Raw genomic sequence first — 25212 nt, 5'->3', positions numbered from 1 at the left:
AGGCAAAATGCGCATTATTGCCTGTTAAATGTTGTAACGAAGTTTGGATAACGGAGTCATAAACGCGGGCAATACTTGCGACGTCTACTGCATATTTTCACAAAACAATGCAGTAAGCTTAGATAGATATATTTTTTAATCGACTACATTATTTAGAGGTTAATATGCCACAAATGTTGATTCAGGTATCCGGTATGCAGAACAAAACGGATGGGGACCGGCTGGTTGCCAAAGGCGAAACCGTGGCCGGCGTGAGAATGGTAAACGCCAATCACGAAGATGGCCGCGTGGTGATTACTTGCGGCGACGGCTTCGACATCGCCGCATTCAAAGCCGCGTTGACGGAAGAAGGCTTTTCTCCCGAATAAACCCGCGCCTTTCCGGCAGCACGCAATCGCAGCAATAGCAAATGGCTTCCACGGCGGAAGCCATTTTCCTTTTTCAGGTAGCCTTATTTGCCCGCCGTGGCGCAAATGAGGCTACCTGAAAATATTTGCGTGCCAAGGGCGGGCAAACGGCAAGCCTGCCTAGTCAAACAAATCCTGCTGCCTGGTGCGCCGCGGCAACACCTGCGCCTGCGCGGTGCCGGTTTCGAAATGCAGCGAGAGCACCTGCCCGCTGTGCAGCCGGCCGGCATCGCGCACCACCTTGCCCGCGCGGTCGGTGATCACGCTGTAGCCGCGCGCCAGGGTGTGCTGCGGCGAGAGGGCTTCCAAGATGCCGGCCTGCTTTTGGCACTGCGCCTGTTTGTGCGCGAGCAGGGCGGCCAGGTGGCGGTTGAGTTGCACGGCCTGGGCTTGCACCTGGCGCGCGGCGGCCTGCGGCGCGGGGCGGCTGCGGCGGCACAGTTGCGCCAGATAGGCCAGCTGTTCTTGTTTGCGCAGCAGGTGGCGCTGCATGTGGCCGGCGAGGGCGTGGCGGCTGCGCAGGAGGGCGGCCTGCTGCTCCTGCCACTTCTGGCGCGGGTGGCGCAGTTGGGCGGCGTGCCAGTCGAGCCGCTGGGCGGCATCGGTGCAGCGGCGTTGCAGGGTGTGGCGCAAATGGCCGAGCAGCTGCTGCATTTTGCCGAGCTGTTCCGTGCGGTTGGGGCTGGCCAGCTCGGCGGCGGCGGTGGGCGTGGGCGCGCGCAGGTCGGCGGCGAAATCGGTGAGCGTGAAATCGGTTTCGTGGCCCACGCCGCTCACCACGGGAATCGGCGAGGCCGCCACCGCGCGCACGGCCGCCTCTTCGTTGAACGCCCACAAATCTTCCATGCTGCCCCCACCTCGGCACACAATCAGCACATCTGCCTGCCCGTGCGCCGCCGCTGCGGCAAGGGCGGAGGCTACCTGAAATTCGCTGCCCGCGCCCTGCACCGCCGTGGGATACACGATTACGCGCACATCCGGCGCGCGCCGCCGCAAAGTGGTGGCCACATCGCGCAGCGCCGCCGCGGCCAGGCTGGTAACCACGCCGATGCACTGCGGCGCTTCGGGCAGCGGCCGTTTGCGCGAAGCGTCGAACAAGCCTTCCGCCTGCAAACGCTGCTTCAGCCGCTCATAAGCTTCAAACAACTGCCCCAGCCCCTTGCGCCGCACTTCCTGCACATTAATCTGAAACTCGCCGCGCGCCTCATACAGCGTGATTTTGCCCAGCACTTCCACTTCCGCCCCCTCGCGCAGCAGCGCGGCCAGCGAACGGGCGGCGTGTTTGAACAAGGTGCAGCGCACTTGGGCGCGTTGGTCTTTTAAAACAAAGTAGTAGTGCCCGCTGGCCGCCTTCACCAAGTTCGACACCTCGCCGCCCACCCACAGGCCGGAGAGCTGGTCTTCCAGCAGGGTTTTGGCCAGATGGTTCAGCTCGGAAACGGAAAGCGCGGCGGGGGCAAACAGGTCAGACATGGCATCGGGCAGGGGAATGATGGAAGGCGGCATTATACAGCCGGAAGGCTACCTGAAAAATCGGGCAGATGGATTTTCAGGTAGCCTTACCCCGCGCGGCGATATGTTAGAATGCGCCGTTTTCAATTCGGGTTTCCGCCATGTCCAATATTCCAGACCAAGTGCGCCGCCGCCGCACCTTCGCCATCATCTCCCACCCCGACGCGGGCAAAACCACGCTCACCGAAAAACTCTTGCTGTTTTCCGGCGCGATTCAGAGCGCGGGCACGGTGAAAGGCAAAAAAACCGGCAAATTCGCCACTTCCGACTGGATGGAAATCGAGAAGCAGCGCGGCATTTCCGTGGCATCCAGCGTGATGCAGTTCGACTACAAAGACCACACGGTGAACCTGCTGGACACGCCCGGCCACCAAGACTTCTCCGAAGACACCTACCGCGTGCTCACCGCTGTCGATAGCGCGCTGATGGTCATCGACGCGGCCAAAGGCGTGGAAGCGCAAACCATCAAACTGTTGAACGTCTGCCGCCTGCGTAACACGCCCATCGTAACCTTCATGAACAAATACGACCGCGAAGTGCGCGATTCTTTGGAATTGCTGGACGAAGTGGAAAATATTTTAAAAATCCGCTGCGCGCCGGTAACCTGGCCCATCGGCATGGGCAAAAACTTCAAAGGCGTGTACCACATCCTGAACGACGAAATCTATCTGTTTGAAGCGGGGGGCGAGCGTCTGCCGCACGAGTTCGACATCATCAAAGGCATCGACAATCCCGAGCTGGAAAAACGTTTTCCGCTGGAAATCCAGCAGCTTCGCGACGAAATCGAGTTGGTGCAGGCGGCTTCCAACGAGTTTGATTTGGACGAATTTCTTTCAGGTAGCCTCACGCCCGTGTTTTTCGGCTCGGCGATTAACAACTTCGGTATTCAGGAAATCTTGAACTCGCTGATTGACTGGGCACCCGTGCCGAAACCGCGCGACGCGACCGTGCGCATGGTTGAGCCGGACGAGCCGAAATTCTCCGGATTTATCTTTAAAATCCAAGCCAATATGGACCCGAAGCACCGCGACCGCATCGCCTTTTTGCGCGTCTGCTCCGGCAAATTCGAGCGCGGCATGAAGATGAAGCACCTGCGTATCAACCGCGACATCGCCGCATCCAGCGTGGTTACGTTCATGTCGCACGACCGCGAGCTGGTGGAAGAAGCCTTTGCGGGCGACATCATCGGTATCCCCAACCACGGCAACATCCAAATCGGCGACAGCTTCTCCGAAGGCGAGCAACTGGCGTTCACCGGCATCCCCTTCTTTGCGCCCGAACTGTTCCGCAGCGTCCGCATAAAAAACCCGCTGAAAATCAAGCAACTGCAAAAAGGCTTGCAACAGCTTGGCGAAGAAGGCGCGGTGCAGGTGTTCAAACCGATGAGCGGCGCGGATTTGATTTTGGGCGCGGTGGGCGTGTTGCAGTTTGAAGTCGTTACCTCGCGGCTGGCCAACGAATACGGCGTGGAAGCCGTGTTCGACAGCGCGTCCATCTGGTCGGCGCGCTGGGTGTCGTGCGACGACAAGAAAAAGCTGGCGGAATTTGAAAAAGCCAACGCGGGCAATTTGGCGATAGATGCAGGCGGCAATCTGGCCTATCTCGCGCCCAACCGCGTGAACCTGAACCTGACGCAGGAACGTTGGCCGGATATTGTGTTCCACGAAACGCGCGAGCACGCGGCGAAGTTGAGCTGAATAAAGAGGCTACCTGAAAATTTTGGCAATCTTGTTTTCACTGTTTTCAGGTAGCCCTTAACCGGATGGGGAAACGAATGGCTTGGTTCAAAATGAGCGAGTGGGAGTGGTGGAACAAGCTGGCGCTGGCGGCGGCGCTGGTGTTGGGCGCGGTGTTGGTGATGACGCAGCCGCTGGCGTGGAAGAAGGGGGCGTCTTGGCTGGCGGGGGCGGTGTTTGCCGTGCTGGCGGCGCTGTGCGTGCGCTGGCTTTTCCGTCTGCGCAAGGGCGGCGCAGGGTTGCCGGCGGGGGATCGGTTTAAGCGGGATATGTCGCGCGTGATGTGGGGGGTGTTGATGGCGGGGGTGCTGACGCGGGTGCTGGTGAATGCGGTGTTGCTGGTGTCGCTGCTGCCGGTTGAGCCGGTGTCGGTGGAGGCGCGTTTGCTGGAAACGCAGAAGGGCGCTTTCAAATCTTGGGTGCTGGAGCTGGAGGACGGGATGCGTTTTGAGCTGGACGAGGGTGTGCTGCGGCGTACGCCGGAGGATTTGGCGGGGCAGACGGTGCGGGTGAGGGTGCGGGAGAATGGGCTGGGGTATTATGTGGTGGCGGAGTAGGGCGTGGGTGTGAAAAAGGCTACCTGAAAACTTCATTGCGTTTTCAGGTAGCCTTTGGTTTGGCGCTAAGCAGGGCAGGCTAAATGGAGCAGTCGTTTTATTTCAGGTTGATATTATCTGGCGGGGTGTGAATCTGACCTGTGCTTGCTGTTGTCGTGTTTCAAAAAGTGTTCCATGCAAACCTGATATTCGATTCTACCCACCGCAACAGAGGTTTTTGTGTGCTCCGACCTAGGCAGCCTCCTTAGGTATGGATACAGGTCATAGGCTTTATCCAGCGAGTGTTTGACTTGCGCGCGCATTAGCTCGCGTATTCTGGGATCGTTTGGGAGGGGATTGATATAGCTGGCTTCCAGTTTCCGCTGTACCGTTTGTCGGCTTTCACCGTTGAGGCTGGCGCGTACGGCGTCGTAGGTGATATTGCCGGTTATTTTGCAGAATTCGTGTATTTCCTGAGTGTTGGGTTCGGCATGGGCGGGGACGGACAACATGGCGATGAGGCAGGCGGTGATGATCTGTTTTTTCATTGTGTTACTCCTTATCTCGTATTTTCAGATAGCCTTTGTACGGGCGTGTCAGCAGGGAAAAGGCTACTTGAAAACGGGAGCTTCGTAGAAACTTTGCTGTATTGCGTTTTCAGGTAGCCTTAATATTGTGCGGCAAATTAGGCGGGCAGATGCGGGGCGATGGTTTGCAGCATTTGCGCCAGCACTTTGGGCGGGGCGGCGACGATGTTGCCGCTTTCGAGCCAGCCTTCGTTGCCCTGCATATCGGTAACGATGCCGCCTGCTTCCTGCACGATGAGGGCGCCGGCAGCGATGTCCCAGGGTTTGAGGTTGAATTCGAAGAAGCCGTCGAAGCGGCCGCAGGCCACGGCGCAGAGGTCGAGCGAGGCGGCGCCTTCGCGGCGGGCGCCGGCGGTTTTGGCAAGGAAGCTTTGCAGGATTTGCAGGTAGCTTTCCATCATGCTTTGATCGACCACGGGGAAGCCGGTGCCGATGAGGCAGCGGTTGAGCTCGGTGCGGTTGGATACGCGGATGCGGCGGTCGTTGAGCAGGGCGCCTTGGCCGCGCGAGGCGAGGTAGAGGTCGTTGCGCTCGGGGGCGTAAACGAGGGCTTCTTGTAGCACGCCTTTGTGCAGCAGGGCCATGCTGACGGCGTATTGGGGATGGCCGTGCAGGTAGTTGGTGGTGCCGTCGAGCGGGTCGATAATCCATTCGTATTCGGCTTTTTCGGGGCCGGAGGTGCCGGTTTCTTCTGCGGTGATTTTGTGCTGGGGGTAGGCTTCGTGCAGGATTTCGCTGATGATTTCTTCGGCGGTGCGGTCGATGTCGGACACGAAGTCGTTGAAGGCTTTGCTGTCGATTTTGACGGCGGAAAGGTTGTTGGAGGCGCGCAGCATCATGTCGCCAGCGCGGCGGGCGGCTTTGATGGCGGTGTTGAGGACGGGGTTCATGTTTCTCTTTCTCCGATTCGGGCTGTGGGCAGGCTGGCTACCTGAAAATTAGAAAGGGGCTGCGCTCGGGGCGGCAGCCGATTGTTGGGGCGGCATTATACCTTGGGCGGCGGGCGGGCAAAAGCGGGCGGGCTTTAAATCGGCGGGGGCGGCCTTATTTTGCGGGGGTGAATCATTGTTTTGTTTGGGAGCGGGTATGACGGCTTCGTTGGTTGTGTTGGCGCTGGTGTTGCTGCTGGCGGGTTTGGCGGGGGCGGTGCATCCGCTGCTGCCGGGGATGCCGATAATGTTTGCGGGCACGTGGTTGTTGGCTTATAGCCAGGATTACGAGGTAATCGGCCCGACGGCGCTGGTGGTGCTGGGGCTGATTTTGGCGCTGGCTTGGACGTTGGATTATGTGGCGGGGCTGCTGGGGGCGAAGTTTACGGGGGCGAGCAGGCAGGCGCTGTGGGGTTCGCTGGCGGGCGGTGTGGTGGGGCTGTTTTTTGCGCTGCCGGGGATGGTGTTGGGCCCGCTGGTGGGCGCGGCGGCAGGGGAGTTTGCGGCGCGGCGCAGTTTGTGGTCGGCGGGCAAGGTGGGGCTGGGCACGCTGTTGGGCATGGTGGCGGGGGTGGTGGCGAAACTGGGCTGTGCGCTGGTGGTGTTGTTTAGTATTTTGGGCTTGTATGTGTATCATTGGGTGAGTTGAGGGTTTTGGGACTTTAGCTTGAAACTTGGTATCGATAATATTTTGTACGGCATGGGAGAGATTTCAGGTGGCCTGCTAATTTCAGGTAGCCTTTGCCATCCTTGCCCTATTCACCCTTGCGCCTCATGCCGGCGCGGGCACTTCCTTTTCTTTGCTTCGCCAAAGAAAAGGAAGCAAAAGAAAGGCGACTGCGGGCACAGGTTTGGCTTCGCCAAACTTCCCTCACTCCACGCAGTTTTTCGGGCGGGCTCGCAACTTGCGGTTGCGCCGCTTCGAACATGCAAGCCCTTGTTTCCCGAAAAACCGCGCTCCGTTCGGCTGCGCCAGCAGAGAAGTCACAGCCCCAAGTATTGACATCAAGATATTCTGCGCTTGGTTTTTCAGGAAGTTTTGTTGGGAGTTTGGATTTCAGGTAGCCTGTGGCGAAATGGGGCTGCCTGAAAAACGGCGGGATGATTTTGTCTTTACGGCAATTTTGCTGCGCTGGGTTTGAACTGAGTTGAGGCTGACGTTTTCAGGTAGCCTTTCTCTGCTATGATTGGCTACCTGAAAAATAATTTTGAGTGAAATGAGAAGTAGATGATCGGTTTGATGATTATGACGCATGAAACGCTGGGCGAGTCTTATAGCAAGCTGGCGCAGCATTTTTTCGGCGAGATGCCGGAGTATTTGTCGATTATCGGCGTGCGGCCGGATGAGGAGCCGGAGGCGGTGATGGCGCGGGCGCAGAAGGAAGCGGAGCGGCTGGCGTTTACCGACGGCATCTTGCTGCTGGCGGATGTGTTTGGCGCCACGCCGTGCAATGTGGGGCGGCGGCTGTTGCGGCAACACCGCATGGTGATGCTCACGGGGCTGAATGCGCCGATGATGGTGAAGGCGGTGCAGGAGGCGAAAAAGAGCGATGATTTGCTGGCGTTGGCCGAGGCGGTGCGCCAGTCGGCTTTGGCCGGGATTATGCTGATTTTGCCGGAAGAGGAGCAGGGCGTATGCTGAAGCAGCAGGTGGAGATTATTAACAAGCTGGGGCTGCACGCGCGCGCGTCGAGCAAGTTTACGCAAACGGCGGGCGCGTTTGCCGCCGAGGTGCGGGTGTGCCGCAACGGCAAGTGTGTAAACGGCAAGAGCATCATGGGCTTGATGATGCTGGCGGCGGCCAAGGGCGCAGTAATCGAAATCGAAACCGAGGGCGCAGACGAGCAGGCGGCCATGCAGGCGCTGCTGGCTTTGATCAATAATTATTTCGACGAAGGCGAGTAAACATGAGCGTGGTGTTGCACGGATTTGCGGCGGGCAGCGGGATTGCCATCGGGCGGGCGCATTTGGTGGTGCGCGGCATGGAGGAAGTGCCGCAGCTGGATATGGCGCCGGAGGAAATCGATGCCGAGGCCGAACGTTTTGAAGCGGCCGTGAAGGCCACCCGCCGCCAGCTGGAGCAGCTGCGCAGCGCCATCCCCGAAAATGCGCCAACCGAATTGGGCGCGTTTATTTCGCTGCACCTGATGCTCCTGGCCGACGTTACCCTTTCGCGCGAGCCGATCGACATTCTGCGCGCGCAGGGCATCAACGCCGAATGGGCGCTGAAGCTGCAAACCGACAAGTTGGCCGAACAGTTCGACGCCATCGACGACGAATACCTGCGCGAACGCAAGCAAGACATGCTTCAGGTAGCCGAGCGGATCTACCAAAACCTGATGGGGCAGAACACCGACTTCTTGCCCGACACCGACACCGAAGACGACATCATCCTGGTTGCCCACGATTTATCGCCCGCTGATGCCGTGTATTTCAAGGAGCACCGCATTGCCGGCTTCGCCACTGACGCCGGCGGCCCTACCAGCCACACCGCTATTTTGGGCCGCAGCCTGGATATGCCCTCGGTAATCGGCCTATACAACGCGCGCGAGCTGATCAGCCAAGATGAATGGATCATTGTGGACGGCCTCAGCGGCGTGCTAATCATCAACCCCGATGACCTCATCCTCAGCGAATACCGCAAGCGCGACCGCGTGTACCGTAGCCAGCGCCGCCTGCTCAACAAGCTCAAAGACATTACCGCCACCACCAAAGACGGCATCGACATCGAGCTTTTGGCCAACATCGAATCCGGCCAAGACGTGCGCCTGATGAACCGCCTTTCCGCCGACGGCGTGGGCTTGTTCCGCAGCGAATTCCTGTTTTTAAACCGCGACAACCTGCCCGACGAAGACGAGCAATACCGCGTGTATGCCGGCATTGTGAAAAAGCTCAAAGGCAAGCCGCTCACCTTGCGCACCGTGGATTTGGGCGTGGATAAAAACCCGCGTTGGTTTGGCGAAGGCCACGCGCTCAACCCCGCCTTGGGCATGACCGGCATCCGCCTCTGCCTGGCCGAGCCGGTGATGTTCCGCACCCAGATGCGGGCGGCTTTGCGCGCGGCGGCGCTGGGGCCGGTGAAAATCATGTGGCCGATGATTTCTTCAGTGGATGAAGTGCGCCAGTGTATCAACCATTTGGCCACCGCCCGCCGCCAGCTGGAGGAGCGCGGCGAAGAGTATGGCAAAGTGCAGGTGGGCGCGATGATCGAAATCCCCTCGGCCGCACTCACTGTGGGCAGCATTTTGAAATATCTGGATTTTATCTCGGTCGGTACCAATGATTTGATTCAATATACCTTATCGGTGGATCGCGGCGACGACAGCGTGAGCTATCTCTACCAGCCCGCTCACCCGGCTGTGTTGAAGCTGCTGCATCATGTGTTTGGCACCGCCAAGCGCATGGGCAAGCCGGTGTCGGTGTGCGGCGAAATGGCGGGCGATTTGCATTTCACCCGCTTGCTGTTGGGTCTGGGCCTGCGCCGCTTCTCCATGAATGCTAGCAATCTGCTGGCGGTGAAAAATGTGATTATTCAAAGCAACACGGCCGAGCTGGCCTCTCAGGTGCGCAAACTGCTGCGCATGGGCGATCCGGAGAAGGTTCGGCAGGCAGTTAAGAAGATGAATGCGGCAGATGATGACAAAAACGCAACAGTTGAAATAACATAACATTCAGATAGAAAAGTGAAGAATCGTTAAAAATTATTGTTTAAATACTGCGCTTAATCTTTACTTAAATAAATGAACAAATCTTCTTCTTTTCAAGCTTAGTGCAAGTTTATGGCGGCGAATTGCCGTATTTGGGTAAAAAATAACAATTAGTAGTGACAATAATCAAAGTATTCTATACAATGCGCCCCGTCTGTGCCGCTTCTTGGTAGGCGGTATGGATAGTAAGTAGACGTTTTCCCGCAAGTTGGCCATCAATACTTCCTCCCTTGGTATTGATGGCTTTTTTTGTCTGTGCCAGGCGCACAAAGTGAATGTTCAACTTGCGTCGGGGGAGCTGCCGATATTTTTCAGGTAGCCTGATGGCGTGGCCGGCGTGTAAGGGCTTATTCTTATCTAATTCTTCATTTGCCAAGCACAATCGTTCTGCCGCTCTGCCCGATGGTGGCAATCGTTTGCAGTTTCCTGTTTGGCGATGCGCCGCCGCTGGCTTATAATCCGCAGTTTTCCAAACTATCTCAATCTGTCGGCAGAACCCATCATGCAAGAACTCTACCAACCCTCCCTCACCGAGCCCGCCGCCCGCGAAAAATGGGCGGCGCACCGCGTTTTCAACGCCAAAGAAAACAGCACCAAGCCCAAATTCTACTGCCTCTCCATGTTCCCCTATCCCAGCGGCAGGCTGCACATGGGGCACGTGCGCAACTACACCATCGGCGACGTGCGCAGCCGCTTCAAATTGCTGAACGGGTTCAACGTGTTGCAGCCGATGGGTTGGGACGCGTTCGGCATGCCCGCCGAAAACGCCGCGCTGAAAAACGGCACCGCGCCCGCCAAATGGACATATGAAAACATCGCCTATATGCGCGGCCAGTTGCAGAGCTTGGGCTTCGCGCTGGATTGGGAACGCGAAATCGCCACCTGCCGCCCAGAATACTACCGCTGGGAGCAATTGCTGTTCACCAAGCTGTTTGAAAAAGGCATTGTGTACAAAAAGTTGGGCACGGTGAACTGGGACCCGGTGGACCACACCGTGCTGGCCAACGAGCAGGTGATTGACGGGCGCGGCTGGCGCAGCGGCGCGCTGGTGGAAAAGCGCGAAATCCCGATGTACTACTTCAAAATCACCGATTACGCCGAGCAGCTTCTGGCCGATTTGGACGGCTTGGACTGGCCGGAGCAGGTGAAAACCATGCAGCGCAACTGGATTGGCAAATCGCGCGGCATGAACGTGCGTTTTCAGGTAGCCGCCGACAGCCGCGAAGGGCTACCTGAAAATTATGCCGATTATATTCAAGTCTATACCACCCGCCCCGACACGCTGATGGGCGCGACTTATGTGGCTGTGGCCGCCGAGCACCCGCTGGCCGCCGCCGCTGCCGAAAAGCAGCCTGCACTGCAAGCGTTCATCGCCGAATGCAAGGCCGGCAGCGTGGCTGAAGCCGATATGGCGACGATGGAGAAAAAAGGCCTGCCCACCGGCCGCTTCGTCATCAACCCGCTCAACGGCGAGCGGCTGGAAGTGTGGGTGGCGAACTATGTGCTGTGGGGCTACGGCGACGGCGCGGTGATGGCCGTGCCCGCGCACGACGAGCGCGATTTTGAGTTTGCCAACAAATTCGGCCTGCCGATTAAACAGGTGATCGAATTGAACGAACCGCAGCCCTACAACCCCTCCGTGTGGCATGACTGGTATGGCGCGAAGGAAAACACGCGGCTGATAAACTCAGGCGAATTCAACGGCTTGGATTTTCAGGCTGCTTTCGATGCCATCGCCGCCAAGTTGCAGGCTGCTTCTGCGGGCGAGCCGAAAACGCAATACCGCCTGCGCGACTGGGGCATTTCCCGCCAGCGTTATTGGGGCTGCCCGATTCCCATCATCCATTGCGAATGCTGCGGCGAAGTGCCCGTGCCCGCACAGGATTTGCCCGTGGTGCTGCCCGAAAACGTGGTGCCCGACGGCGCGGGTTCGCCGCTGGCCAAAATGCCCGAATTTTATGAGACAAAATGTCCGAAATGCGGCGGCGCGGCCAAGCGCGAAACCGACACCATGGACACCTTCATGGAATCGAGCTGGTACCAGTTCCGCTATATGTCGCCGCGCGACGACGCGCACATGGTCGCGCCCGAAGCGGCGGCGTATTGGGGGCAGGCCGACCAATACATCGGCGGTATCGAACACGCGATTTTGCACCTTTTGTACGCCCGCTTCTTCACTAAATTGATGAACGAAGAAGGGATTGTGCCCGTGCGCGAGCCGTTCAAGCAGTTGCTCACACAGGGCATGGTGCTGGCGCAAACCTACTACCGCGACCGTGCCGATGGCGGCAAAGAATGGTTCAACCCCGCCGATGTGGATTTGCAGTTGGACGACAAAGGCCGCCCCGCCTCCGCCGTGTTGCGCGCCGACGGGCAGCCCGTGCAGATTGGCGGTATGGAAAAAATGTCCAAATCCAAAAACAACGGCGTTGATCCGCAAACGCTGATCGACACCTACGGCGCGGACACCGCCCGCCTGTTCATGATGTTCGCCGCGCCGCCCGAGCAGTCGCTGGAATGGAACGACGCCGCTGTGGAAGGCGCGCACCGCTTCCTGCGCCGTTTGTGGCGCACCGTGTACGAATTCAATCAGGGCGGTACGGCGCAGGCGTTTTCAGGTAGCCACAACGCGCTGGCAGGCAGCCTGCAAGAGTTGCGCTTCAAGCTGCACAGCACCATCGCCAAAGTCACCGACGACTACGACCGCCGCCAGCAGTTCAACACCGCCGTGGCCGCCGTGATGGAGCTGCTGAACCAATACGACGCCACCGCCAAAAGCGGCGCGTTGGCCGAAACGCACGGCCGCGAAGTGGCGCAGGAAACGCTGGAAGCCGTGCTGCTGCTGCTGTGGCCCATCGTGCCGCACATTTGCGAAAGCCTGTGGGGCGAGCTGCGCGAGGGCGGCAAGGTGTGGGAAACCGCGTGGCCGAAAGCCGACCCCGCCGCGCTGGTGCAGACCGAAATCGAAATGATGGTGCAGGTGAACGGCAAGCTGCGCGACAAAATCACCGTGCCCGCCGAAGCCGACAAAGCCGCCATCGAAGCCGCCGCGCTCGCCACCGCCGGCGCGCAGAAGTTTATGGAAGGCAAAGCGGCGAAGAAAATCATCGTCGTGCCCAAGCGGCTGGTGAATATTGTGGTGTGAGGCCGTTGGGCTGATAAGAGGCTACCTGAAAATATTGGCTTTCAATTTTTCAGGTAGCCTTTGTTATAACTAAATCAAATCCATGCAAAAAGTCGGCTTGTGCTGAACCTGTTTGCGGTTTTATTGGCTTTGGGAGAGTTTAAAGGTTGGCTTGATTTTATTGCCAACGTCCCGTCTCGTGATTTCCATTACTTCATCATGGGAATGATTGAATTACTAGTCTATTATTTGGTAAGCCTGTTTATTGTTTATTTGTCGTTTCATTGCCTGCCCGTCAAAGCCGCAGCAGCCGTCAGGATATTTTGCTCGGCAACGGTTTGCTTGTTGTTGGATATGTTGTTTTGCTTGTTTGTATATCGTCTGTTTTTTATTGTGTAAGCAGGCCGCAGCGAGTGAATCAGTCTGATTCATTCTTCAGCCAGCCCTTCTAGCACAGAGGCTACCTGAAAAATCCCCGCCCCAAGTTTTCACTTCGCTGAAGCTTGCGTTTTAGCTTCGCAGAAACTCACTCCGTTCGTTTTAACTGCGTTGAAGCTCACGCTTTCAGGTAGCCTTTTGCCGCCCAATCAGGCTGGCCTGCCTTGCCGCGAACTTGCGTTGTCCAGTAAAATAACGTGCTTCCGACAGGCGGCGCGCCCGCCCCAGAAGCACGTTTGCACACCGCCATGCGGTGCGGGAACGTGCTTTTTCTCGGATTGAACCCCTCTTATCGGACACCACACCATGACCACTCCCGCACTCCTCGTTCTCGCTGACGGCAGCGTATTTCACGGCACATCAATCGGTTACGACGACACGACTTCCGGCGAAGTCGTGTTCAACACTTCCATGACCGGCTATCAGGAAATCCTGACCGACCCGTCCTACTGCAAACAAATCGTTACCCTCACCTACCCCCACATCGGCAATACCGGCACCAACGCCGAAGACGAAGAAAGCCGCAGCGTTTATGCCGCAGGCCTGATTATCCGCGACCTGCCGCTCTTGCACAGCAACTTCCGCGCGTTCGAAAGCCTGCACGACTATTTAGTGCGCAACAAAACCGTCGCCATTGCCGACATCGACACCCGCCGCCTGACCACGCTCTTGCGCGAAAAAGGCGCGCAAGGCGGCGCGATTCTGACCGGCGCGGACGCTACGGTGGAAAAAGCGCAGGAACTCATCGCCGCGTTCGGCAGCATGGTCGGCAAAGATTTGGCGAAAGAAGTTTCCTGCACAGAAGCCTACGAATGGACCGAAGGCGAATGGGCGTTGGGCAAAGGTTTCGTTACTCCTGCCGAACAGCCGTTCCACGTTGTCGCCTATGATTTCGGCGTGAAAACCAACATCCTGCGTATGCTCGCCTCGCGCGGCTGCCGCCTGACCGTCGTCCCCGCCCAAACCAGTGCGGAAGAGGTGTTGGCACTCAACCCGGACGGCGTATTCCTCTCCAACGGCCCGGGCGACCCCGAGCCTTGCGACTACGCCATCGAAGCCGTGCAAAAACTGATGGCAAGCGGCAAACCCATCTTCGGCATTTGTTTGGGACACCAGCTCATCAGCCTCGCCATCGGCGCAAAAACCCTGAAAATGCACTTCAGCCACCACGGCGCGAACCACCCCGTGCAAGACTTGGACAGCGGCAAAGTCGTCATCACCAGCCAAAACCACGGCTTCGCCGTCGATGCCGACACCCTGCCCGCCAACGCAAGGATTACCCACCATTCCCTGTTCGACGACACCTTGCAAGGCATTGAGCTGACCGACAAACCCGTGTTCTGTTTCCAAGGCCACCCCGAAGCCAGCCCCGGCCCGCAGGATGTCGGCTATCTGTTTGACAAGTTTATTGCCAATATGCAGGCTGCCAAACAGTAAATATTGCTGTTTCTCAGCCACCGTTGAGGTTTGTATAGTGGATTAACAAAAATCAGGACAAGGCGAGGCAACGCCGTACTGGTTTTTGTTAATCCACTATACTTTTCAGGTAGCCTTTGCCATGCGCGAAGGCTACCTGAAAATTTATCGGCTTGGTTTAACGGTTAGGGCGAACCATGAAAATATACGAAATCCATTGCTCCGGCATCGAGCTGTTGCGCCGGCCTTTCTCTTTGGCGCTGGCGGCAGACCCGTTTCCTTTGGAGCAAAACTGCGATTGCGTGGAAATCGGCGCGGCGGCAGGCGGCAGCGAACTGCGCCTGTGGTATGACGACGGCTCGCGCCTGGCCTGTTTTTCTCCGGCGTTTGAAGCGCTGTATATCGACAGCGGGCGGCTGTGCGCGGATATTTGGCTGCCACCGGAAACCACGGATGGCGCGCCGCCCAGCGGCATCGGGCAAATCCGCCTGTTTTTGGCGCGCGAACACCTGCTGCGGCTGCAAACGGTGTGGCCGCTAGACAGGGTGGCGGATTATGCGGCGCTGGCATATTGCTTTGAGGAATAGGGCGGCGGCTTGCCTGCGTGCGGGGTTTGGGGTAGGCTGGGTTTGGCTTTGTTGCTGCGGTATTTTCAGGTAGCCTTGGGTGAAGATTGGGGCTACCTGAAAAATGGCGCGGCTCAAGCGGGAAGGGTATGAGTTTGCTCATACGCGAGATGATTTGCGATTGGATATTGAAAGGAAAAGACATGGGAAAATGGATGATGATTGCGGCGCAGGCGGCGTTGCTCATGGCTTCGGCTGTACAGGCGCAAACCTTGGATGAGCAGGCAAAAATACAGGTTGTGCGGCAGGCGTATGCCAAAGAGGATTATTTGCCGTATGCTTCGCCGGAATTTAAGCGTGTTGTGAATCAGGCTTATCGGATTATCGATAGAGCTAATACCCGGGCCCAGGGGATTGAGTGCGAATATGCCAGGCATTTCGATATGGGCATTGGGAATGGCGGTGCGCCCGATGATTTGATGCGGACACTGAGGGTGACGCCATTGCAGGGAGACAGGGTGCGTGCAACGTTTAAAGATTTTGTCAATCTGGGCGAGCCTAGAAAAACCGTTACCACTCACTTTAACGTTAGTTGCCATAACGGACGTTGCCAAATCAACGATGTGGGCAATGTGCGGAGGGTTTACCAGCAGATTGTCCGCACGAATCGGTGTGAGTAGGGCAATGTGGCTCGTACGGCAGGGTTGTTTGTTGCCGATGGTTTTCAGGTAGCCTCCAGCTTCGCGTGAGGGCTACCTGAAAACTATTCGGCCTTTCTCTCTGCTTAAGCCCTTGCCGCCAATCCGCTTTGGGCTATAATCGCCCTTTCTTTTTTCTGCCGGTTTCCTTCCCCTTGGATTTCACCACCCGATTGCGTCGCGCCCGCCGCTACCGCCCATACCAGCCGCAGGCGGTGATGCCGGCGCACCATATTTGCTGCCATTCCTGCGGTTTGGAGCTGCGCCTGCCGCCGCTCAAGCCGGGGAAGGCGGCGTTTTGCCCGCGCTGCCGGCATCCGCTGGCGCGGGTGGAGGCCAATCCGTTTATGCTGCCGCCGGCGCTGGCTTTGGCTTCGCTGATTATGCTGGCGGTGGTGTTTTCCGGGTTGTATATGCAGGTTACGGTGTTGGGGCAGAATGTGCCGCTCACGCTGCCGGAAATGATGAAGGTGCTGATTTTGCAGGAATCGGGCTTTTTGGCGGAGGTGATGTTTGTGCTCACTTTCGGCGCACCGCTGCTGTTTTGCCTGCTGTGTTTGTATGTGTATGGCGGGCTGCTATGGGGCAGGCCGCCGCCGGGGGTGCTGCGCGCCACGCGCTGGCTGGTGCGGCTGCGCGGTTGGATGATGGTGGATGTGTTTTTTATTTCCACGCTGGTGGCGTATATCAAGCTGGGCAAGGTGGCGCAGGTGCAGTTTGGCGCGGCCTTTTACCTGATGTTTGCGCTCTCCGTGCTGCTGATTCGCACGGCGATTTCGGTGCCGGAGCATTGGGTGTATTACCAAATCCGGCGGCTGAACGGGGATCGGGATTTGCTGCGGCCGCAAGGCAGCTCGGTGTTTTGCGGCAAGTGTTTGTTTGAGCGGCCGGCGGGCGAAACGGAATGCGGCATCTGCGGCTCGGGGCTGCACAAGCGGCGGCCGAACAGCCTGGGCTGGAGCTTGGCGCTGCTGATTACGGCGCTGGTGTTGCTCTTGCCGGCGAATTTGATGACGATTATGGTGTCGTCCAACCCCACCGTGATCGAGCGCAGCACGATTTTCAGCGGCATCCGGTTTATGTGGCGCGACGGCGACCACTATATTGCGATGATTATTTTCAGCGCCAGCATCATGGTGCCGTGGCTGAAGATTATCGCCATGGGCGTGCTGCTGTATGCGGCCAAGTTTGGCATCAATATGGCGCCGCAGAAGCTTTCCAAGCTGTATCTGATTACCGAATCCATCGGGCGTTGGTCGATGATTGATATTTTCGTCATCATCATGCTGATGTCCACTTTCCGCACGCATTTGGCGCGCGTGGTGCCCGGGCCGGCGGCGCTGTATTTCTGCCTGGTGGTGCTGCTCACCATGCTTTCGGCGCACTTTTTCGACCCGCGCCTGATGTGGGACAAAGCCGCCCAACGGCGCAAACAGTCGGGCTGACATTTTGGCTTTGCAGACATTCCGCCGCGCTGCGTTTTTCAGGTAGCCTCCGGCTAAGAAAAGGCTACCTGAAAACACCCAAGCCCCAACCTTTTTAAAAACCAAGCATCCCAACCATGACAACACACTCTTCCGAACACGAGCCGCAGGCGGAAATCCGCCGCAACCGCAGCTTCTCCTTTATGGTGTGGCTGATTCCGCTGATTGCGCTCATCACCGGCGCCTGGCTGCTGTTTGAGTACATCCGCGATACCGGCCCCGAAGTCACGCTGTATGTGGCCAATGCCGAAGGCATCGAAGTGAACAACACCGTAATCAAAGTGCTGGATGTGGACGTGGGCCGCGTAACCGCCATCCACCTGCGCCCCAACCAGGAAGGCGTAGCGCTCACCGCCCGGCTCACCGGCGAAGCCAAAGAGATGGTGCGCAAAGACAGCCAGTTTTGGATTGTGAAGCCGCGCGTGGACCAAAGCGGCATCACCGGCTTGAGCACGCTGGTGTCCGGCTCGTATATTGCGCTGCTGCCCGGCAAAAGCCCGGAAGAGGCGCGCGAATTCACCGTGGCCGATTTCCCGCCGGTGGCCGCGTTTGCCCAAGGCGGCCTGAGGTTGCGCCTCAAAGGCGGCGGCAGCAAGATTTTGAGCAACGGCAGCCCGGTGATGTACCGCGACATCAATGTGGGCATCGTGGAGGACGCTGAGTTTGATCCGGTGAGCAAAACCGTTTCTTATCAAATTTTTATCGCCAGCCCGAACGATAAGCTGGTGGGCAGCAATGCCCGCTTCTGGCTACAAAGCGGCCTGAAGGTGGAGCTGGGCAACGGCGGCCTGAAAGTGGACAGCCCCTCGCTGCCCGCGCTGATTTCCGGCGCCATCGCCTTCGACGACCCGCCTAGCGGCGAGAAGGGCGGCCAAGTGGGCAACAACACCCTGTTCAAGCTCTATGCCAGCCGCGCCGACGTGGAAAACCAGGCCGACGAGCGCTCGCTGTATTACGTGGTTTTCTTCAAACAGAGCGTGCGCGGGCTGGCGGTGGATGCGCCGGTAGAATACAAAGGTATCCCCATCGGCACGGTTACCGACGTGCCGTATTTCGACCGCAACGACAGCCTGCGCCTGTTCGACAACGGCTGGATTCCGGTGCGCATCCGCATCGATCCCTCGCGGCTGGAAATGAATGCCGACGCGCAAAGCAAGGAAGCCTGGGCCGACCAAATTGGCCGCGCCCTCAACAAAGGCCTGAGCGCCACCCTCGCCAGCAATAACCTGCTCACCGGCTCGCTGTTTGTGGAGCTGTCCGAAGCGCCCGGCCAGAGCGTGCTCAAGCCCGTGGCCAGCTACCAGGGCAACACCGTGATCGCCACCCGCAACGGCGCCGGCTTGGGCGATTTGCAGCAGCAGGTGTCCGATTTGCTGGATAAATTCAACCGCCTGCCGCTGGATAAAACCGTGCGCGAGCTCAACGGCAGCCTGGCTGAGCTCAAAGGCACGCTGGCGCAGGCCAACCGCCTGCTCGGCCAGCCGCAAACCCAGCAGCTGCCCGGCGAGCTGAACCGCACCCTGGCCGAATTGCGCACCACCCTGCAAGGTGTGTCGCCGCAATCGCCCGTGTATGGCGACGTGCAGAAAACCCTGCGCAGCATCGACCGCACCCTCCAGCAGGCCGCGCCCGTGCTCAACACCCTGAAAGAGCAGCCCAACGCCCTGATTTTCAATTCTTCCTCCACCGACCCCACCCCGAAAGGAAGCCGCTGATGAACCTTCTTGCCAAGCTGGCCGCGCCTGCCGCCGCCCTGCTGCTGGCCGCCTGCGCCGCCACGCCCGCCACCCAGTATTTCAGCCTGCCCGACAGCGCCTTCGTGCCGCCCGCCGGCCAGGCCGCCCGCCAAACCGCCGTGCAAGTGATTCTGGCCGAGCCGCTGGGGCAGGGCGGGCTGGTGTATCAAACCGACGAGCAGCGCCTGAATTTCGCCCGCCACCACCTGTGGGCCGCGCCGCTGGATCAAAGCCTCGCCGCCGCCTTCAGCAACCGGCTGAACCGCCACGGCGGCGCCCGCTTCGTGCCCTACGGCCGCGGCAACGGCCTGCCCGTGCTCAAGATTTACATCGAGCAGTTTCAAGGCAGCTTCCGCGGCCACACGCTGGTGAGCGGCTACGCCCAATGGCCGAACGGCCGTACTGCGCCCTTCCGCATCCAAACCCCGCAGCAGGGCGACGGCTACGCGGCGATGGTGAACGCCTTGTCGCAGGGCGTGGCGCAGGCGGCGGAGCAAATCGGCGCATATTAACGGCACGTGCTGGCACGCAAAAGGCTACCTGAAAATTTTGGCTGCGCAGAAACTTTGCGTTTCGTTGCAGCCGATGTTTTCAGGTAGCCTTCCGCATGGGCGGCACGGATTGGAGGCTACCTGAAAAATAGTGGATTCAATTTAAACCGAGGCAAGGCAGCAAGCCAACGCCGTAGCGGTTTAAATTGAATCCATTATCTGATGGCAGCAGCTGAAGGCCGTTGCCGAGTTTTCAGGTAGCCCCAACGCTTGGAATCTCGCTTCGCGCAATCAAGGCTACCTGAAAAATGCTTGGGGCAGAAACTTCGTTTTAGCTTCGCAGAAACTTCGTTTTCACTGCGTTGAAGCTGCGCTTTCAGGTAGCCTGGATTGATGGTGCGGGTGCTGCGTTACAGCCTGCTCACGCCGGTAACGCCTTTTACGTTGGCGAGGCTGGCGAGCACGTGCGGCAGGTCGCCCACTTGGTGCACTTCCAGCGTGAAGCGCAGGCTGGCTTCGAGGTTGCGCGATTGGGTTTGCACGGCGGTTACGTTCAGCTTGTGCCGCGCCAGGGCTTCGGAGAGGTCGCGCAGGAGGCCGTTGCGGTCTTGGGCAGACACTTCGATGTCTACGGCAAACACCTGCCCGGCCGGCACGCCAGCCCAGGAGGCGGGCACGACTTTTTCGGCGGCTTGTTCGGCCAGCTTCTGGAAGGCGGGGCAGCCGAGGCGGTGGATGGAAATGCCGCGCCCGCGGGTAACGAAGCCGGCGATTTCGTCGGGCGGGGCGGGCTTGCAGCATTTGGCCAGGGTGGTGAGCAGGCCGGATTCGCCGTCCACCAGGATGCCGCCTTTGCCGCCGTCGGCCTTGATGCGCGATTCTTTCACGATGCTCTGCGTGCTCACAGGCTCGGGCGCGGGCTCGGCCAGGAGGCCGCAGGCTTTCTGCACGGCGCGGGGCATGATTTCGCCGTGCGCCACGGCGGTGTAGAGGTCGTCGGGCTTTTTGAAGCCGAGTTTTTCGGCCAGGGCCTGCATATTGGGCTTGGCCTGGATTTTGAGCAGGGTGCGCTCCAGTTGCAGCTTGCCTTGTTCGCGCAGGTTTTCGGCGTTTTGGCGGCGGATGTGGGCGCGGATTTTGGCGATGGCTTTGTTGCTCTTCACCCAGCCTTCATACAGCCAGTTTACCGAGGGCTCGCCTTCTTTGGCGGCGATGATTTCCACGCGCTGGCCGTTTTCCAGCGGGGTGGAGAGGGGGACGATTTGGCCGTCTACCTTGGCGCCGCGGCAGCGGTCGCCCAGATTGCTGTGCAGGGCGTAGGCGAAATCGATGGGGGTGGCGCCCACGGGCAGGGAGAGCACTTTGCCGTGCGGGGTGAGCACGTAGATGGTGTCGTTGAAGAGCTCGGTTTGGAAGGCGGCGGCGAGGTCTTCTTTGCCGCTTTCGGCCATGTTTTCGCGCCAGTCGAGCAGTTGGCGCAGCCAGGCGATTTTCTGTTCATACGCCGCGTCGCCTTTGCCGCCTTCTTTGTAGCGCCAGTGTGCGGCCACGCCGAATTCGTTGAATTGGTGCATTTCTTTGGTGCGGATCTGCACTTCAATGCCTTTGTCTTCGGGGCCGATGATGACGGTGTGCAGGCTTTTGTAGCCGTTGCCTTTGGGGTTGGCGATGTAGTCGTCGAATTCGCCGGGGATGGGCTGCCACAGGCTGTGCACGATGCCGAGCACGGTGTAGCACTCGGGCACGCTGTTCACCAGCACGCGCACGGCGCGGATGTCGTAGAGCCCTTCGAAGTCGAGCTTTTTCTTCACCATCTTGCGGTAGATGGAGTAGATGTGTTTGGGGCGGCCGGCCACGTCGTAGTCGCGGATGCCGTATTTGGCCAGCTCGGCTTTGAGGATGCCGAGGAAGTGGTCGATATAATGCTGCCGCTCGGGGCGTTTTTCGTCGAGCAGGTGGGCGATGCGGCGGTATTCTTCTGGGTTTTGGTGGCGGAAGCCCAAGTCTTCGAGCTGCCATTTGAGCTGCCACACGCCCAAGCGGTTGGCGAGCGGGGCGAAAATATCCAGCGTTTCTTTGGCGATGGCGCGTTTCCCTGGGCTGTCGGGGCAGCTGCCGAGGTATTGCATGGTGCGGGTGCGCAGGGCGAGTTTGATGAGCACCACGCGGATGTCGGACACCATGGCCAGCAGCATTTTGCGCATGGTTTCGGCCTGCGCGGCGCGCTCTTCGGGCGTGGCGAGGCCGTCTACGCGGGCGAAGTGGGTGAGCTTCTGTACTTGGTCGATACCCTGCACCAGGGCGCACACGGTTTGCCCGCATTGCTCGGCTACCTGAATTTGCCAATTGCCGCCCTGTTTGGATATGCCGGACAATATGGTGGCGGCCACGGCTTCGGGCAGCAAGTCGAGCTGCGCCACCATCTGCGCGGCGCCCAAGGCGTGGGGCAGCAGCGGCTCGCCGGCGTAGGTTTGCGCGTCGGCGGGGTAGTGCGCTTCGGCCAGGGCGAAGGCTTGGTGCAGAAGTTGTCGGTCGGCCTCGTTTTGCTGGGCGGCATACTCGGCCAGCCAGCGGCGGCAGGCGGGCAGGTCGGTGATGTGGGTGTCTGAATAGCCGGTTTCCATGGGGGTTCGCCTTGTGTTCGGTTTCTCGGGCTGATTGTAACCAAAAATCCGCCGTGTGTGTTTTGCCTGCGGCGGGGATTTGATTTGGGTGCGCAATGTTGTGCCAAACGGCGGTGGAAATGGTAATATCCGCACCGTTCACAGGCTACCTGAAAGATTAACTATCATGCTGTTCCACCCCGAAGTGATGACTGTTGAAATGCTGGCGCAGAAAATCCGCAAAATCCCGCATTGGCCACAGGAAGGCGTGCTGTTTCACGACATCACGCCCGTGCTGCAAAGCCCGGAATATTTCCGCCTGCTGGTGGACTTGCTCACCTACCGCTACATGACGCAAGACATCGACGTGGTGGCCGGGCTTGATGCGCGCGGCTTCATCATCGGCGCCGCGCTGGCCTACCAACTCAACGTCGGCTTCGTGCCCATCCGCAAAAAAGGCAAGCTGCCCTTCGCCACCGTGTCGGAAAGCTACGCGCTCGAATACGGCGAAGCCACCGTGGAAATCCACACCGACGCCTTCAAAAACAACGCCCGCGTATTGCTGGTGGACGACCTCGTGGCCACCGGCGGCACCATGCTCGCCGGCATCAACCTCATCCGCAAGCTCGGCGGGCACGTGGTGGAAGCCGCCGCCATCCTCGAATTCACCGACCTGCCCGGCGGCGACCGCATCCGCAACGAAGGCGTATCCCTGTTTACCCTGTATCAAAACAGCGGCGCCGTGGGCAGCGAGCACGGCACGCCGTAGGCTACCTGAAAAATAAACCCAACCAATCCGGCGCTCAGGCTACCTGAAAGCCGGATTTCCTTATCCCGAATCAGACAAGCCGCCCCCGCTGCGCTATAATCAGCCGCGCAGTATTTCCCCCATGTTTTAATTAAGGAAACCACGTTATGAAACTGTACCTCCCCCTGATTGCCGCCGCCGCACTGGCGCTGGCCGCCTGCGGCGGCGAACCCGCCCAGCCCGCCGCTGCTTCCGTTGCTTCCGAAGCCGCACACGAGCATCCCGCCTCCGCCGCTTCCGAAGCCGTGCCCGCTTCCGAAGCCGCCTCCGCCCCCGCCGCTGCCGCCGAAGGCTGCTCGCAACTGGTGGAAACCGGCGACAGCATGCAATACAACACTGCCGAAATCAGCGTGCCCAAAGGCTGCACCGACTTCACCGTTACCCTCAAGCACACCGGCAGCATGCCCAAAGCCTCGATGGGGCATAACATCGTCATCACCGCCGAAGGCGACGTAAACGGCGTGAACAACGACGGCATCGGCGCCGGCCCCGACAACGACTACGTGAAACCCGGCGACACCCGCGTGATCGCTCACACCAAACTCATCGGCGGCGGCGAAGAAACCTCGGTTACCTTCCCCGTGAGCAAGCTGGCCGCCGGCTCTAGCTACAAATTCTTCTGCACCTTCCCCGGCCACGCCGGCGTGATGAACGGCACCGTGAAACTGGCAGACTAAGCTGCCAATGCGCCAAAGGCTACCTGAAAAATATTTTCAGGTAGCCTTTGTGTTTCAGCAATGGGGAGTGAGGCAAGCCGGATATCCGCTTAGGCTGCTTCAACCCGATTAAAGGCTACCTGAAAAGTGGGCGAGGTTTCAAGCAGCCTTTGTGTTTTCGTATCTTTCCGTGATAGGCGGGATGGCGGGCCGGGCAGAGTTATCCAAGGTTGGAGGCCAATGCCCAAGCTATTTTGAACCCGCAGGAGGCTACCTGAAAAAGTAATGCTGGATTTTCAGGTAGCCTGAAATGTTGGCGTGTCGGTATCGGGGCGGGTGTGGGGAAAAGGGGAGGGCGCAAATGCTGGCCAAAGCCGTGTCGGCGGGGGCGAGTGGGCGCGCGTGTGGCGTTTAAGCAGGCGGCGTGTTGTAAAAATACCGTAAAAACCGGCTTTGAATGGATAAGGCGCTAGGCTGAACAGGTAAAGATGGGTATCATGCAGCCCTAATTTGACCGGCGTTTGTAGAGTATATAGCCCACTGAATCTATTGAGAGAAAAGTCTTTTGGCTTGCAAGGGTAGTTTAAATTTTGTGTGATTTGGCAAGTTTTTCAGTGGGAATGCGCTTATGTTGATGTAAATCAGCTGTTCGGGCGGCTTTGCAAGTTTTTATGTTGATTTTTGATTGGTTTAGAAAAAACTAAGGGAGAGAGTAAATGAATAAAGTTTACCGCGTTGTGTGGAACGAACATACCAACACTTGGGTGGCGGTGCAGGAAACGGCCAAGGCTCATGGTAAATCTGCATCTACCGGAGTAAATGGCAGCGGGGCAGGTATTTTGAGTCGGGTGGGCATCAGGATGCCCCGAGTTGCTGCTTCTGCAATGTTGCTGGCTCTGACTGCTACTGCCGGGTATGCCCATGCCGGCCCGGGGATTTATATCAATGACGGACAGGATGCTAACTGTACTGTTCTTCCTGATGGTTCTACTGCCGTGCCTTATGCCATACAGCCGGCTAATCCTAAACAGGTTTCAACTCCTTTGGAGGGGATCGGAAATGTATCGATGTATAACGCCGCCGATGTTGGCTTAACATCTTCATACAATCCGTGTAATTCGCGCACTACCACAGGAAGTGAAAAACACGATACGCAGACCAACCGCACTTTGTTTTACGGTGATAAGAAGCTTGCTCCCACAAGCGAGACTGATAATGGTGCCAAACATCTTACCCTTGGCGGCCGCTTGGATGTGAACAGCGGCATCATCGGTGTGGGCGATCGAGGTGTCAATGGGGCAAACGCAACGAACAGCATCCGCATCGGGACTGGAGCTACCTTGCTGGAAGCCAACAAGCAAATAAATTCAATCGCTATCGGTGTTGATACCAAAGCTACCGCGACGCATGCCACGGCACTGGGTGCAGAAGCAGAAGCCTCTTTAAAAAACTCTATTGCTTTGGGTAATAAAAGTACCACTAAAGTAAATGCTTCTGCCGTAACCAGCGCCACTATCGGATCGATAACATACAGTGGCTTTGCAGGTGCGACTAATATTGCGGCAGGCGACCAAGTATCGGTAGGGGCGGCTGGGGCTGAACGCCAAATCAAACACGTTGCCCCGGGTGCCATTACTGCCGCTAGCACTGACGCTATTAACGGCAGCCAGCTGTATTCCATCGTAAACGGCTTAGGTTTTGGAGTGAATGCTGATAACAACAGCCTTCAAACCCATCAATTGGGCAAGGAGTTGGCCATTGTTGCTGGCAATACTACA

Annotated in this window: 22 protein-coding genes and 1 pseudogene; 18 read left to right on the top strand and 5 right to left on the bottom strand. The window is 58.4% G+C overall.

Annotated elements, in window-relative coordinates; translation table 11 throughout:
• Positions 1-194: 194 nt before the first annotated feature.
• The gene (locus A7P95_RS00820; RefSeq protein WP_342667756.1) at positions 195-368 is read left to right on the top strand and encodes a hypothetical protein; all 174 of its coding nucleotides are present in this window, start codon (positions 195-197) and stop codon (positions 366-368) included.
• Positions 369-527: 159 nt separating this feature from the next.
• Here A7P95_RS00820 and xseA read toward each other — a convergent pair whose 3' ends face one another.
• On the bottom strand, positions 528-1880 hold the full coding sequence (xseA, locus tag A7P95_RS00815) for an exodeoxyribonuclease VII large subunit (RefSeq protein WP_067590330.1): 1353 nt from the start codon (positions 1878-1880) through the stop codon (positions 528-530).
• Positions 1881-2020: 140 nt separating this feature from the next.
• Between xseA and A7P95_RS00810 the strand changes: the two genes are divergently transcribed.
• Both A7P95_RS00810 and A7P95_RS00805 read left to right on the top strand, forming a co-directional pair.
• Positions 2021-3616, top strand: coding sequence for a peptide chain release factor 3 (locus tag A7P95_RS00810; RefSeq protein ID WP_067589721.1), 1596 nt, complete (start codon positions 2021-2023; stop codon positions 3614-3616).
• 77 nt (positions 3617-3693) lie between these two features.
• Complete coding sequence (locus tag A7P95_RS00805; RefSeq protein ID WP_156503452.1) at positions 3694-4212, top strand: nucleoside/nucleotide kinase family protein; 519 nt, start codon at positions 3694-3696, stop codon at positions 4210-4212.
• 113 nt (positions 4213-4325) lie between these two features.
• On the opposite strand, the gene A7P95_RS00800 is transcribed toward A7P95_RS00805, so the two are convergent.
• On the bottom strand, positions 4326-4739 hold the full coding sequence (locus A7P95_RS00800; protein WP_067589714.1) for a hypothetical protein: 414 nt from the start codon (positions 4737-4739) through the stop codon (positions 4326-4328).
• A 137-nt stretch (positions 4740-4876) separates the two neighbouring features.
• A complete protein-coding gene (locus A7P95_RS00795) occupies positions 4877-5668 on the bottom strand; it encodes an inositol monophosphatase family protein (protein ID WP_067589710.1) in 792 nt (263 codons plus the stop codon).
• Positions 5669-5864: 196 nt separating this feature from the next.
• Between A7P95_RS00795 and A7P95_RS00790 the strand changes: the two genes are divergently transcribed.
• The 4 genes from A7P95_RS00790 (at position 5865) to ptsP (ending at position 9375) form a co-directional block, all read left to right on the top strand.
• Positions 5865-6356, top strand: coding sequence for a DUF456 domain-containing protein (locus A7P95_RS00790; RefSeq protein ID WP_067589707.1), 492 nt, complete (start codon positions 5865-5867; stop codon positions 6354-6356).
• 579 nt (positions 6357-6935) lie between these two features.
• Complete coding sequence (locus A7P95_RS00785; RefSeq protein ID WP_067589704.1) at positions 6936-7349, top strand: PTS sugar transporter subunit IIA; 414 nt, start codon at positions 6936-6938, stop codon at positions 7347-7349.
• Positions 7343-7612, top strand: coding sequence for an HPr family phosphocarrier protein (locus A7P95_RS00780; protein WP_067589701.1), 270 nt, complete (start codon positions 7343-7345; stop codon positions 7610-7612). Before A7P95_RS00785 ends, A7P95_RS00780 begins: the two co-directional genes overlap by 7 nt.
• A 2-nt stretch (positions 7613-7614) precedes the next feature.
• The gene (gene ptsP / locus A7P95_RS00775; protein ID WP_067589697.1) at positions 7615-9375 is read left to right on the top strand and encodes a phosphoenolpyruvate--protein phosphotransferase; all 1761 of its coding nucleotides are present in this window, start codon (positions 7615-7617) and stop codon (positions 9373-9375) included.
• Between the two features lie 175 nt (positions 9376-9550).
• Here the strand turns inward: ptsP and A7P95_RS11410 are convergent, their stop codons facing one another.
• The gene (locus A7P95_RS11410; protein WP_156503451.1) at positions 9551-9790 is read right to left on the bottom strand and encodes a hypothetical protein; all 240 of its coding nucleotides are present in this window, start codon (positions 9788-9790) and stop codon (positions 9551-9553) included.
• Between the two features lie 126 nt (positions 9791-9916).
• On the opposite strand from A7P95_RS11410, the gene leuS reads away from it, so the two are divergent.
• The 8 genes from leuS (at position 9917) to A7P95_RS00735 (ending at position 19388) form a co-directional block, all read left to right on the top strand.
• Positions 9917-12559, top strand: a complete 2643-nt coding sequence (gene leuS / locus A7P95_RS00770; protein WP_067590327.1) for a leucine--tRNA ligase — start codon at positions 9917-9919, stop codon at positions 12557-12559.
• A 99-nt stretch (positions 12560-12658) separates the two neighbouring features.
• Entirely contained in the window at positions 12659-12937 is a 279-nt protein-coding gene (locus A7P95_RS00765) for a hypothetical protein (protein WP_067589695.1), read from the top strand.
• A 345-nt stretch (positions 12938-13282) separates the two neighbouring features.
• The gene (gene carA / locus A7P95_RS00760) at positions 13283-14413 is read left to right on the top strand and encodes a glutamine-hydrolyzing carbamoyl-phosphate synthase small subunit (RefSeq protein WP_067589692.1); all 1131 of its coding nucleotides are present in this window, start codon (positions 13283-13285) and stop codon (positions 14411-14413) included.
• Positions 14414-14589: 176 nt separating this feature from the next.
• Positions 14590-14979 carry a hypothetical protein gene (locus A7P95_RS00755; protein ID WP_067589689.1) on the top strand — a complete coding sequence of 130 codons (390 nt, stop codon included), beginning with the start codon at positions 14590-14592 and terminating at the stop codon, positions 14977-14979.
• Positions 14980-15107: 128 nt separating this feature from the next.
• Positions 15108-15638 (top strand): hypothetical protein, encoded by a 531-nt coding sequence (locus tag A7P95_RS00750; RefSeq protein WP_156503450.1) that lies wholly within the window; start codon positions 15108-15110, stop codon positions 15636-15638.
• 236 nt (positions 15639-15874) lie between these two features.
• Positions 15875-17101: a paraquat-inducible protein A gene (locus A7P95_RS00745; protein WP_156503465.1), complete on the top strand. Its 1227-nt coding sequence runs from the start codon at positions 15875-15877 to the stop codon at positions 17099-17101.
• Positions 17102-17217: 116 nt separating this feature from the next.
• Positions 17218-18855 (top strand): intermembrane transport protein PqiB, encoded by a 1638-nt coding sequence (gene pqiB, locus A7P95_RS00740; protein WP_067589682.1) that lies wholly within the window; start codon positions 17218-17220, stop codon positions 18853-18855.
• Positions 18855-19388, top strand: a complete 534-nt coding sequence (locus tag A7P95_RS00735; RefSeq protein WP_067589679.1) for a PqiC family protein — start codon at positions 18855-18857, stop codon at positions 19386-19388. The genes pqiB and A7P95_RS00735 overlap by 1 nt, the downstream gene beginning before the upstream one ends.
• A 389-nt stretch (positions 19389-19777) precedes the next feature.
• Here A7P95_RS00735 and A7P95_RS00730 read toward each other — a convergent pair whose 3' ends face one another.
• On the bottom strand, positions 19778-21991 hold the full coding sequence (locus A7P95_RS00730; RefSeq protein ID WP_156503449.1) for a RelA/SpoT family protein: 2214 nt from the start codon (positions 21989-21991) through the stop codon (positions 19778-19780).
• Positions 21992-22157: 166 nt separating this feature from the next.
• Between A7P95_RS00730 and A7P95_RS00725 the strand changes: the two genes are divergently transcribed.
• The 3 genes and pseudogenes from A7P95_RS00725 to A7P95_RS12435 all read left to right on the top strand — a co-directional run.
• Positions 22158-22739, top strand: a complete 582-nt coding sequence (locus A7P95_RS00725; protein ID WP_067589676.1) for an adenine phosphoribosyltransferase — start codon at positions 22158-22160, stop codon at positions 22737-22739.
• A gap of 146 nt (positions 22740-22885) precedes the next feature.
• The gene (gene azu, locus A7P95_RS00720) at positions 22886-23455 is read left to right on the top strand and encodes an azurin (protein WP_067589673.1); all 570 of its coding nucleotides are present in this window, start codon (positions 22886-22888) and stop codon (positions 23453-23455) included.
• A 695-nt stretch (positions 23456-24150) separates the two neighbouring features.
• A pseudogene (locus A7P95_RS12435) lies at positions 24151-25146 on the top strand (ESPR-type extended signal peptide-containing protein); the annotation flags it as partial.
• Positions 25147-25212 lie beyond the last annotated feature (66 nt).

Source organism: Eikenella longinqua (genome assembly GCF_001648355.1).
Classification (GTDB): domain Bacteria; phylum Pseudomonadota; class Gammaproteobacteria; order Burkholderiales; family Neisseriaceae; genus Eikenella; species Eikenella longinqua.
This window is presented reverse-complemented; position numbering and strand designations above follow the sequence as displayed.